9 protein-coding genes are annotated in these 11,705 nt (G+C 60.8%); 4 read left to right on the top strand and 5 right to left on the bottom strand.

The window, feature by feature from the left end:
* The first annotated feature begins 9 nt into the window (after nt 1–9).
* Both ABMC88_RS08175 and ABMC88_RS08170 read left to right on the top strand, forming a co-directional pair.
* Nucleotides 10–2,676 (top strand): flagellar hook-length control protein FliK, encoded by a 2,667-nt coding sequence (locus ABMC88_RS08175; protein WP_349576371.1) that lies wholly within the window; start codon nt 10–12, stop codon nt 2,674–2,676.
* A gap of 9 nt (nt 2,677–2,685) precedes the next feature.
* Nucleotides 2,686–3,378 carry a flagellar hook capping FlgD N-terminal domain-containing protein gene (locus ABMC88_RS08170; protein WP_349576370.1) on the top strand — a complete coding sequence of 231 codons (693 nt, stop codon included), beginning with the start codon at nt 2,686–2,688 and terminating at the stop codon, nt 3,376–3,378.
* On the opposite strand, the gene ABMC88_RS08165 is transcribed toward ABMC88_RS08170, so the two are convergent.
* The 5 genes from ABMC88_RS08165 to ABMC88_RS08145 all read right to left on the bottom strand — a co-directional run bounded on the left by ABMC88_RS08165 (nt 3,359) and on the right by ABMC88_RS08145 (nt 8,728).
* Nucleotides 3,359–4,687: an NAD(P)/FAD-dependent oxidoreductase gene (locus ABMC88_RS08165; protein ID WP_349576369.1), complete on the bottom strand. Its 1,329-nt coding sequence runs from the start codon at nt 4,685–4,687 to the stop codon at nt 3,359–3,361. The genes ABMC88_RS08170 and ABMC88_RS08165 overlap by 20 nt on opposite strands.
* The gene (locus ABMC88_RS08160; RefSeq protein ID WP_349576368.1) at nt 4,684–5,505 is read right to left on the bottom strand and encodes an ABC transporter permease; all 822 of its coding nucleotides are present in this window, start codon (nt 5,503–5,505) and stop codon (nt 4,684–4,686) included. The genes ABMC88_RS08165 and ABMC88_RS08160 overlap by 4 nt, the downstream gene beginning before the upstream one ends.
* On the bottom strand, nt 5,502–6,377 hold the full coding sequence (locus ABMC88_RS08155; RefSeq protein WP_349576367.1) for an ABC transporter permease subunit: 876 nt from the start codon (nt 6,375–6,377) through the stop codon (nt 5,502–5,504). The genes ABMC88_RS08160 and ABMC88_RS08155 overlap by 4 nt, the downstream gene beginning before the upstream one ends.
* 67 nt (nt 6,378–6,444) lie before the next feature.
* A complete protein-coding gene (locus ABMC88_RS08150) occupies nt 6,445–7,572 on the bottom strand; it encodes an ABC transporter ATP-binding protein (RefSeq protein ID WP_349576366.1) in 1,128 nt (375 codons plus the stop codon).
* A gap of 70 nt (nt 7,573–7,642) precedes the next feature.
* Nucleotides 7,643–8,728, bottom strand: coding sequence for a polyamine ABC transporter substrate-binding protein (locus tag ABMC88_RS08145; RefSeq protein WP_349576365.1), 1,086 nt, complete (start codon nt 8,726–8,728; stop codon nt 7,643–7,645).
* A gap of 213 nt (nt 8,729–8,941) precedes the next feature.
* On the opposite strand from ABMC88_RS08145, the gene ABMC88_RS08140 reads away from it, so the two are divergent.
* Together ABMC88_RS08140 and ABMC88_RS08135 are read left to right on the top strand one after the other, a co-directional pair.
* Nucleotides 8,942–10,339: an aspartate aminotransferase family protein gene (locus ABMC88_RS08140; RefSeq protein WP_349576364.1), complete on the top strand. Its 1,398-nt coding sequence runs from the start codon at nt 8,942–8,944 to the stop codon at nt 10,337–10,339.
* Between the two features lie 195 nt (nt 10,340–10,534).
* Nucleotides 10,535–11,635 carry an ABC transporter ATP-binding protein gene (locus ABMC88_RS08135; protein WP_349576363.1) on the top strand — a complete coding sequence of 367 codons (1,101 nt, stop codon included), beginning with the start codon at nt 10,535–10,537 and terminating at the stop codon, nt 11,633–11,635.
* Nucleotides 11,636–11,705: the final 70 nt, after the last annotated feature.

The following is an 11,705-nucleotide window of genomic DNA, read 5'->3' as shown; positions in this document are numbered from 1 at the left end:
GGCGATGTTATGAGTACTCCAATTATCGACAGTGGCGCTGGCACCCTTCTCAAGACGGGGCTGTCTTCAGGTCAGGGCGCTGTGCCTCCCGTCCAAGGGGGCTCGGCGGATGATCACCCGGACTTTGCCCAGATGCTGGCCGCGATGGATACGCCAAAGCCCGCAGCTGCCCCTCCGCAAGAAGAGGACAACCAGACACCCGCTGCCGCGCCTGACACGTCGGAGACCGCAGAAGATGATGCGGCCCCGCTGCCGCGCTTGCCCTCACAAGCGAAACCGCAGCACACGGCGCAGGGCGATGCGCCGACACCTCCGCCATTAGGAGCTGCTGTTACCGCCCCATCTTCTCCCCGATCCGAACCACCCGTTGCGCAGCCGCAAGGACTCGTTCCTCGGACCGTAGCGGCACCCGCTTCGCCCGTGCCCGAGCCTGCAACAAAAGCACAAACGCCCGTTCCTCCAGCGCGAGGCGTACCGCAAAACCACGAACACAGAGCAACGCATCCACAAGCCCCGATACAGGCGGCCGAGGTGCATTCGCGGCCTCCCCCGCCCGCACGGGTGCAGCAAACTGCCGTTCCGCAACGCGCGCCTGAACCGCTCCCGCTTGCGCAAGCGGCCCCCGTCCAGAACCTTTCACCAGTGCCCACAATGTCGGTTGCCTCCGCCCCGCCTGAAACCCTGCCACAGGCCGCCACAAGGCCAATGCAGACGCCTGAAAAGGCCGCGACCCACAGCGACAAACAGGTCGGCGTGGCTCCTGACATGCCGCTTCGACCGCTACCAGAAGCGCAAGCCGATATGCGCACGTCCCCTTTGCAATCTTCTGCCGACCGTAGCCCGCGCCTTGAGACCACTGCGCCGCCTGTACCAGCCCAGACTGCCACGCGGCAGGCGCACCCATCTGTGCCGGTCCAAAGGTTGTATAGCACACCGCAGCCCGCCGCTCCGCGTGCGGAAACAACGTCTATGCCCGTGACTGCGTCAAAGGGATTCGGTGCAACAAACACCGTTGAGACACCCGCTGCATCTGTGCGCTCTGTCGCGGCTCCAGCCATACCGCCGCAGGTGCCAGAGACGCCTGCAACGCCTGCGCGGAACGCCTCCGTTGCGGGTCAACCTGCCGCCCTGCAACCGATGGCTCCGCGAACTGTCCCCGCTGGGCCTATGACGCAGGATGTGCCTGCGCGCGCCATTCCAGCGCCGTCACAAGAAGTGGCCGCCTTGCCCACCCCCCAAGCAGCGCCAAAGCGGCCAGTGAATATTCTTGTGAAATCGGCTGATGCAGCTGCACCAACACCAACGCAGGTTGAACAAGCCTCCGCGCAGCGGCCTGCCGTGACAGCTCCGAAATATGCCGCAGCTCTGGCGCCTGAAGTAGCGCCAAAAACACCGCTGGCGGCGGCACCGGCCATGCCGAACGCTCTGCCGCGCACCGATGCCGCGGACATATCAACGCCGCCCAACGCGTCGCGGTCGCAGCCAGCGCCAGCGGTCCAGTGGACTGCCGAAGCCGTTGCAGCGCTCCATAACAGCGCAGTCACTTCCACGGCCAACACATCGACACCAGTTCCTGCAGCGCAGACCCCGCTGCCCGCTCAACCAACAGCGACCATTCCGACCGCCGCAATAGAAGTGCAGGTCCGCAGTGCGCCCTATAGTATCCAACCCGACGCACCACGGCCTGTGCGCTCGATCTCCGCCCCTCTCCAGACAGCAGAGGTAAAACCCACAGCCGTTTCCGTTACACTTGGAACCGCAGAAGTGCGCGTGCCCGCCCCGCCCGCCGCGAACACAGCGCCAGCACCTGTCACGCAGCAACCGACATCCGTGCCGCCGCAACCAACGCCTACGGCATCCCTCCAACAACCAACGCCACCGCTACCGCTTGTCGCTGAGCAACAAACCGCGACCGTTGCGCCGCCCCTCGGGGCTGAGGCGAAGGCCGTGCCCATAGCAGGGGCTTCTATTGCCGCCGAGGTATCACAGCGCAAACCTTCCAAGGCCGACTTGCACCATGCTGATACACCGCGTCGAACGCCAGACAGCACGGTACCAACAAACACGGCTTCATTTACCGCCCAGCCCCGCACGGCCTTTGCGACATCAGCGCCGATGACTGTCAGCATACCGACAGATCACTCCACCAAGCCTGACACTGCTTTCTCTTTGCTTGCGCCAGTTGATGGCGGCGACCTGCTGTATGGCGACCCGTTGCGCGCACCTGCAACCACGGCTGGCCCTGCGCAACCCTTGCGGGCCGACATGACCCCGCACATCGCCCGCCAGATGGTCGAAGCCATGCCGCAAGCCGCCCACCGCCCTGTCGAAATCGCGCTTTCACCACAAGAGCTGGGGCGCGTGCGCATGTCCATCACCACCGAGGACGGTGCCGTCACGGTCAGTATTCTGGCAGAGCGTGCCGACACGCTCGACCTGATGCGCCGCAACATCGAACAGCTTGGCCAAAGCTTTCGCAGCATGGGCTACGACCAGATCAGCTTTTCCTTCGGGCAAGGCATGGGTGGCGGCGAACAAAACCCCGAGGGGCAGGGTAATGACGGCCAAACCGTCTCTGCGGCAAACACCGATTCCGACATCATAGAAACCCCCACCCCCGACACCGCATCCGCCGCCTTGCGCGTGCAGACCACCGGTATTGATATTAGACTGTAAGGAGCCTTTATGCTTTCCCCCACCCTCACATCCGCAAGCACAACCAACACCGTCGCCGGCGCCGCGGCCACATCCCCTCAGGCCGATGCGGTGCTATCCTCTGACTTTGAGACATTCATCCAGATGCTAACGACGCAGGCCAAATATCAGGATCCGCTGGAGCCGCTGGACAGCTCGGACTATGCCGCCCAGCTTGCGCAGTTTTCGATGGTCGAACAGCAGGTGCTGTCGAATGACCTTCTCACCGCCTTGGGCGGGCAGTTGGGCAGTGGCGGCATGGGGCAAATGGCAGGCTGGATCGGGATGGAGGGGCGTACAACCGCGCCTGTCCCCTTCGATAACACTCCCATCACCGTCTACCCCACTGTGCCAATCGGCGCGCAGGAAATGAGCATTGTCGTCTACAATGACGCCGGCGCCGAGGTCGACCGCCAACCCATGCCCGTCTCGTCGGATCCGATCCTATGGGCGGGGTTCACCGAGAACGGCAATCTGCAGCCAGCGGGGAACTACCGATTCGAGATCGAGGCCCTTGGCGCGGGTGGCAGCGTCCTGCCCACCGCACAGGCCGAGACCTATTCGCGCATTACCGAAGTCTCCTCGGTCAGTGGTGAGGCGCGTGTCATTTTCGCAGGCGGGATCGAGGTTGCGGCCAGCAGCATCACCGCCCTGCGCGAAGGCGCTAGCGGTCAGCCAGCATAAGGCCCGCATAGGCGGCGGGCATCAACGCCCGACGCCAGCGGCCCAACTCAAACCGTCGCAGCGGCTTTTGCATTGCGGCGGGGTAGAGCATGTCGGGCGTTCCTCCCTGCACAAGCTGCGCTAGTAGCGCGCCGCTATAGCTGCCCATAGCGACCCCGTTCCCGTGATAGCACAGGCCCGCCCACAGGCCGCGTTGGTGCGGCACGGGACCGACAAAAGGCAGCATATCGCGGGAGACGCAGACCATGCCCGACCAGCTATGCGTTGTTTCAACATCACGCCACGCGGGGAACATCGTCTCAAAATCCGAACGGATCAGCTTGCGGGCGCGGGCCTCAGCCGCAGCACCCGTCAGCACGCCGCCGCGCATTCCGAACAGGAACCGCCCGTCTGGCATCAGGCGGAAATAGTGCAGCAGGTTGCGCGTGTCATAGGCCATCTGGTCGCTGGTCCAGCCCGCGTTTGCCTTTTCGTCCTCGGTCAGGGTGCGTGTGACGATCACGTTGGACTGGCTGGGCAGATACCTGCTCGCCAGCCAGGGGGGTAGGTCCTCGGAGGAATAACCGTTGGTGGCGATGATGATTTGATCTGCTGTTACGGTATGACCGCCTGCGTCGACCTGCCAACCCGCCGTGGTTTGCGCAAGCCGCGTCACGGGGGTCCGTTCGAAAATCTGCGCGCCCGCACCAGCGGTTGCCTGCGCCAGACCCGCCACATATTTGCGCGGGTTCAGACCAAAGCCCGCGTGGATGGTCAGCCCACCATGGAACGGGCCCGCCATGCCCAGCGCCTGCAACTCGGCCTTGCTGTGCAAGCTGTGTTTCACGCCATAGTTTTCGTCCAACGTCGCGGCATCATCCGTCAGGGCGGCCATATCTTTTGCACGATGCGCAAGGGCGGTTTCCCCGTCCGAATGACGGTCAATCGCGATGTTATGCGTCTCGGCGATCTGTGCTACCAATTGCGTCGCCGCCAGTTCGCTGCGCCGAAAATCAATGCGGTCCTGTTTACCGAAACGGCGGTCAAGGTCGGCGTCCGAGGCCATGCCCCCGCCCAAACAGCAAAACCCGCCATTGCGCCCCGATGCGCCCCAGCCGATGTGCTCGGCCTCCAACACTGTGACGCTGATCCCCGCTGTCGCGAGGTGTAGTGCCGCCGACAGCCCCGTGAAACCGCCACCGACAATGACGACATCGGTGCTATGCCCCGCGCCTAGGGCCGCGCGGTAGGGGATCGGGTGTGTCTCGTCCCACCAGCATCCTGCGCGGGGGCCATCGCCATAGGCGAAGTCGTCGAAGATGCGCCTCACGCGGGGCCGCGCTCGGCGGCTTGGGCATCTTGTTGGGCCATCACCGCACTGCGCTTCGAGATCAGCGAGGCGGCGATCACGCCGATGGTCACCACCCCGATCATCAGCGTCGACAGCGCGTTAATCTCGGGCGAGACACCAAGGCGGACCGCCGACCAGATCTTGATCGGGAGGGTGGTCGAAGACGGGCCAGACACAAAGGACGCGATTACCAGATCGTCGAGCGAAAGCGTAAAGGCCAGCAACCACCCCGAGATCACCGCAGGCGCAATGATAGGCAGGGTCACGAGGCGAAAGGCGTCAAAGCGCGTGCAGCCCAGATCAAGGGCCGCTTCCTCTAGCGAGCGGTCAAAACTGACGAGGCGTGAGGAGACGACGACCGAGACATAGCACATGGCAAATGTCGTATGGGCCAGCACGATGGTCAGAATACCACGGTCGAGGCCGATGCCGATGAACAAGAGCAGCAGCGAAAGACCCGTGATGACTTCGGGCATCACCAAGGGCGCATAGATCATGCCGGAAAATAACGTGCGGCCAAAGAAGCGCCCCGCGTTGACCAGAACGTAAGCCGCCATGGTACCCAGAACCGTGGCGATGGTAGAGGAGATAACGGCGACTTTGATTGTGACCCATGCGGCGTTGAGAAATGCCTCGTCGCGCAACAGCTCACCGTACCATTTGGTGCTGAATCCCGCCCAGACGGTGACCAGTTTGCTTTCGTTAAAGCTGTAGATCACCAGCAGGACCATCGGCAGATATAGGAAGGCAAACCCCAGCGTCAGTGAGGTGATGTTGAACGCGCTGAGTCTCTTCATGCCTCTGCCTCCGCCTGGCGCTGCTGGTTGCGTTGGAACAGCACGATGGGGATGATCAGGATCAACAGCAGGATCACGGCGACTGCGGATGCAACAGGCCAGTCGCGGTTGTTAAAGAACTCCTCAAACAGGACTTTGCCGATCATCAGCGTGCCGGAACCGCCCAGCAGCGAGGGGATCACGAATTCGCCCAGCGCGGGGATGAACACCAGAAAACACCCCGCAATGATGCCGCTTTTCGACAAGGGCACCGTGACCAGCCAAAAGGCCGACAGGCGCGAGCATCCAAGGTCCTCTGCCGCTTCGATCAAGCTGTCATCCATGCGGTCAAGCTGGGCATAGATGGGCAGGATCATGAATGGCAGATAGGTGTAGACGATGCCGATGTAGACGGCCCAGTTGGTGTTCAGGATCGTTAGTGGGTCCGAGATGAGGCCCAGCGACATGAGGAACTGGTTCAAGAGCCCCTCGTTGCTGAGGATGCCCATCCACGCGTAAACGCGGATCAGGAAGGAGGTCCAGAACGGCAGGATCACCAACATCATCAGGGTCGCCCGCCATTCGCTTGGCGCACGCGCCATGGCATAGGCGATGGGGTAGCCGACCATCAGCGTCAGCACAGTAGAGATGAGCGCGATTTTCAGACTGCTCAGGTAGGCTTTGTAATAGAGGTCATCGGTGGTGAGAAAGACGAAGTTTTCAAAATCCAGACCCGCGATCAGCGCGCCAAAACCCTCTTTGATCGTGGGCGTATAGGGCGGGATCGACAGAGCGATGTCCGAGAGCGAGATTTTGAACACGATCAGGAACGGCACCAGAAACAGCGCCAAAAGCCACGCATAGGGCACAGCGATAAGGGCGAAACGGCGCATCAGCTGTCTCCACCATGTTTCGCGTGCGAAACAAATTCATTTATTACCAATAGGTTAATCAACAATATCATTGTTCAAGCAACACGCCAGCGGTGGCGGTCCATTCGACCCAAACGGGGTCTTCCCATGTGATCGTGCGGCGCGACAGACGGCGGGTGTTGGCGGTCTGCGCCTTGATGATCTGACCATCCGGCAGCTCGACGTGGTAGGTGCTGAGATTGCCAAGATACGCAATATCGAGAACCTTACCCCGCACCGCGTTATCGGCCTGCGCGGGTTTCTCTTTCGATATGGAGATCTTCTCAGGGCGGATCGCGAGGTGACATTCCTGCCCGTCCGAAAAGGGACGCTCCGAGGTGGCGAGGATGGGTGCTTGGTTCACGCCCCAATCGACATAATACCTGTCCTTGCCAGAGGGTTTGGCCGTGCCTTTGATGATGTTCACATCCCCGATGAAGTCGGCGACATAGACGCTGTTTGGGGTCTCGTAAATGCCACCCGGTGTGGCGACCTGAATGATGCGGCCCTCGTCCATCACCGCCACGCGGGAGGCGACGGTCATCGCTTCTTCTTGGTCATGGGTGACGATCACAAATGTGGTGCCGGTGGACTCCTGAATGTCCATCAGCTCGAACTGGGTGTCCTGACGCAGCTTTTTGTCCAGCGCGCCCAAAGGTTCGTCCAGCAGCAACAGTTTCGGCGCCTTGGCAAGGCTGCGGGCAAGGGCCACGCGCTGGCGCTGCCCGCCAGAGATCTGGTGCGGCTTGCGGCGGGCGAATTTTTCCAGCCGCGTAAGTTTCAGCATTTCGGCCACGCGGGCGTCGATGCGGTCTTTTGGCAGCTTGTCGCGGCGCAGGCCGAAGGCGATGTTTTCGTAGACACTCAGGTGTGGGAACAGCGCGTAGGACTGGAACATCATGTTTACGGCGCGTTGGTTCGGCGGGACGTTTGCGATGTCCTTGCCTGCCAGTTCAATCGCGCCAGTCGTCACAGTCTCGAACCCTGCAAGCATCCGCATCATCGTGGTTTTGCCGCAGCCCGACGGGCCGAGAAGGGCAAAAAACTCACGCTCGTAAATATCTTGGGTCAGGTCATCAATCGCGGTGAAATCGCCAAAGCGTTTGGTGACGTTTTTGAACCGGATCAGCGGTGTCTCGGAGGCGTCGTCCCAAGGGGCGAAGGGGGCTGTGCTCACAAGCTGTATTCCTTGCGTGGGCCTGTTGGTAAAAGGGCGGCACCTTTTGGCGCCGCCCCTTGTTCGGGTCTTAGGTGCCGGATTTGATCTTGGTCCAGGCGCGGGTCACGACGCGCTGTACCTTTGGCGGGTATGGCGTGGTGGTGAACAGGTTTTCAAGCGTGGCTTCGTCAGGATAGATCGCGGGGTCACCCGATACGTCCTCGATCAAAAACTCTTGCGAGGCTTTGTTGCCGTTGGCGTAGTAGACGTAGTTCGATGCCGCCGCCATGTTCTGCGCGTCCATGATAAAGTTCAGGAACGCGTGGGCCGCGTCGGGGTTAGGCGCGTCCACGGGGATGGCCATCTGGTCGAACCACATCTGCGCGCCTTCTTTGGCCGCGTGATAGGCGATCTCGACGCCGTTGTCGGCCTCTGCCGCGCGGTCGCGTGCTTGCAGGATGTCACCGGACCAACCGACGGCCACACAGATGTCACCATTGGCCAGCGCGTTGATATACTCCGAGCTGTGGAACTTCTGGATGTGTGGACGAACGGCAGCAACCGCATCCGCAGCCTTGGCCAGCATCTCGGGGTCGTGGCTGTCGGGGTCTTCGCCGATATACTTGAGCGCCATTGGCAGCATTTCGGCGGGGGCATCAAGGAAGTGAACGCCGCACGCCGCCAGCTTTTCCATATTGGCGGGATTCAGGACCAGCTCAAGCGAATCGATGGGCGCATCGGTCCCGAGGATTTCCTGTACTTTGCCAACATTTACACCAATGCCTGTGGTGCCCCACATATAGTTGATGGAATAGGCGTTGTCCGGGTCATACTGTTCGGTACGCGTTTCAACCACATCCCACATGTTGCCCGCGTTCGGCAGTTTGGACTTGTCCAGTTTCTGGAACGCGCCCGCCGTGATCTGGCGTTGCAGGAATGTGCCCGACGGCACAACCACGTCATAGCCCGAACCACCAGCAAGCATCTTTGTCTCCAGCACTTCGTTGCTGTCAAAGACGTCATAGATCAGCTTGATACCGGTATCTGCCTCGAACTTTTCCAGCAGGTCTTCGTCGATATAGTCCGACCAGTTATAAACGCGGACTTCTTCGGCCATGGCTGCGCTGGCCAACAAGGCCGCAGCGGCGGTGCCGGTCAAAAGTGTTTTGATCATCTTGGATCTCCCCTGAGTGTCGCCGGTTGCCCGGCACTGGATGGAATGTGTTCAAATTTTTTGACCTTTGCCAAGCAGTTTTGGCCGCGTCCAGCCCTTTGGCCAGTGAATTCGCTCAAATTCCATGCTGGGGCCGTGTGCTGCACGATTGACGGCTCAATAATTTGATCATATTTTGATCACAGCCATCCCTTAGCCTGATTGGGGCCTATCATGTCATCCATTTCGAACCACATGCCCACCGCCGAATTGCAGGCGTTGGACGCCGCACACCACATGCATCCGTTCACCACCAACGACGAGTTGGGCGAGCGTGGCGCACGGGTGATCAAAAGCGCCAAGGGCGTGTTCCTGCGCGACAGCGAGGGGAACGAGATTCTGGACGCGATGGCGGGCCTGTGGTGCGTGAACATGGGCTATGGCCGTGACGAGCTGGTTCAGGCGGCAACGCGCCAGATGGCCGAGCTTCCCTATTACAACACCTTCTTCAACACGACGCACACGCCCGTGATCGCCCTGGCGGCCGAGCTGGCCAAGCTGGCGCCCGAGGGGTTGAACCACGTCTTCTTTGCAGGTTCCGGGTCCGAGGCGAATGACACCAACCTGCGCATGGTCCGCACCTATTGGGCCGAAAAGGGCCATCCGCAAAAGTCGCATGTCATCAGCCGCAAGAACGCCTACCACGGGTCGTCGATCGGGTCGGGGTCATTGGGCGGGATGACCTATATGCACGCCCAAGGCGGCATGCCGATCCCCGGCATTCACCACATCGGCCAGCCCGATTGGTGGGCCGAGGGCGGGGATATGACGCCCGAGGATTTCGGCCTGATGCGTGCGCAGGAACTGGAAGCAAAGATTGAAGAGCTGGGCGCAGAAAACGTCGCCGCCTTCATCGCAGAGCCTGTCCAAGGTGCAGGCGGCGTGATTGTTCCGCCCGAAACCTACTGGCCCGAAATCCAGCGGATTTGCGACGCGCACAACGTGTTGATCATCGCGGATGAGGTCATCTGCGGCTTTGGCCGCACGGGCAACTGGTTCGGGTCAACCACAATGGGGATCAAGCCGCATATCATGACCATCGCCAAGGGGCTGAGCAGCGGCTATGTGCCGATCGGCGGCTCGATCGTCTGCGACGAGATTGCGGAAGTCATCAACGCGGTGGAGTTCAACCACGGCTACACCTATTCAGGCCACCCCGTTTGTGCGGCTGTCGCGCTGGAGAACCTGCGCCTGTTGCAGGACGAGAATGTTCTGGATCACGTCAACAACGTCGCGGCACCTGCGTTGCACGCGGTGCTGAAAAGCCTCGGCGATCACCCCTTGGTGGGCGGGGTGAACGTGAAGGGCATGATGGCCTCGCTGCCGCTATCGCCCGACAAATCAACCCGCGCCAATTTTGCGATGGATGCGGGCACCGCAGGCTTTATCTGCCGCGAGCGGTGCTTTGCCAATAATCTGGTGATGCGCCATGTGGGCGACCGGATGATCATCTCTCCTCCGCTGGTGATTACGCCCGACGAGATCGAGGTGTTCCACACCCGCGCCAAGCTGGCGTTGGACGAAACATATGCCACGCTGAAAGACGGGGACATGCTGAAATCAGCATCTTAATCCATGGTTTCGGCCCGGCGACCCGTTGGGGCCCTGCATTCTTTGCGGGCAATCTTCCTGAATCGGGGGGAATTTTAAACAATTCGCCTTGATTCTGGCACATGAGCGCGAATCTGGCTTTATCCAGTTGCAATGTGACGGCAGCCTGCGTTTACTTTGCGTGAATGAGAGTGAAAACCACGGGGAGCCACCAGTTTGGCCGATACTAAAAGCAGCGATGCATTCGTCGAGTTTGAACGCGTCCAGAAAAGCTATGACGGTGAGAACCTTGTCGTCAAAGACCTCAACCTCAGCATGCCCAAGGGTGAATTTCTGACAATGCTTGGGCCCTCGGGGTCGGGTAAGACGACATGCCTGATGATGCTGGCAGGATTCGAGACCGCAACCCACGGCGATATTCGTCTGGACGGTGTGTCGATCAACAACATCCCGCCGCACAAACGCGGCATCGGCATGGTGTTCCAGAACTACGCCTTGTTCCCCCATATGACTGTGGCCGAGAACCTCTCCTTCCCGCTGGAAGTCCGCAAGATGGGCAAATCCGTGCGTGAGGAAAAGATCATGCGCGCATTGGGCATGGTGCAGATGCAGGATTTTGCGGGACGCCGTCCTGCGCAATTGTCGGGCGGTCAGCAGCAGCGGATCGCACTGGCGCGGGCGCTGGTGTTTGAACCCGAGCTGGTCCTGATGGACGAACCCCTTGGCGCGCTGGACAAACAGCTGCGCGAAAGCCTGCAATTCGAGATTACAAACCTTGCGCATGATCTGGGCATTACCGTGGTTTACGTGACCCACGACCAGACCGAAGCCCTGACCATGTCGGACCGCGTGGCGGTATTCGACGATGGCCGTATTCAGCAGCTGGCCCCGCCGGATCAACTGTATGAAGCGCCCGAGAACAGCTTTGTTGCGCAGTTCATCGGCGAGAATAATACCCTTGAGGGCGTCGTCAAAGAGATCAAAGGCGATGTTGCCACTGTGCAGCTGGACAGCGGTGAGGTCATTCAGGCCAAGCCTGTCAACGTCAGCGCCGCAGGCGACCGCACCCGCGTATCGATCCGCCCCGAGCGTGTCGAGTTCGACAAGTCGCGGATGCAGGAAGGCGCCTTTACCCTCAAGGCCGAAGTGCTGGAATTCATCTATATGGGTGACATCTTCCGCACGCGTCTGCGGGTTGCAGGGCGTGACGACTTTGTCGTGAAAACACGCAACGCGCCCGATCAGGTGCGCCTGACCCCCGGCACCCAGATCGAGATCGGCTGGCTGCCCGAAGATTGCCGCGCGCTGGACGCCTAGGCGTCCTCCTCGCGTGTCATGTCGCGGCGCGGGTGTCCTGCGCTGCGGACAAACAGAGGCTGTGACCAAA

It is taken from the genome of Sulfitobacter aquimarinus (assembly GCF_040149565.1).
Lineage (GTDB): Bacteria > Pseudomonadota > Alphaproteobacteria > Rhodobacterales > Rhodobacteraceae > Sulfitobacter > Sulfitobacter aquimarinus.
This window is presented reverse-complemented; position numbering and strand designations above follow the sequence as displayed.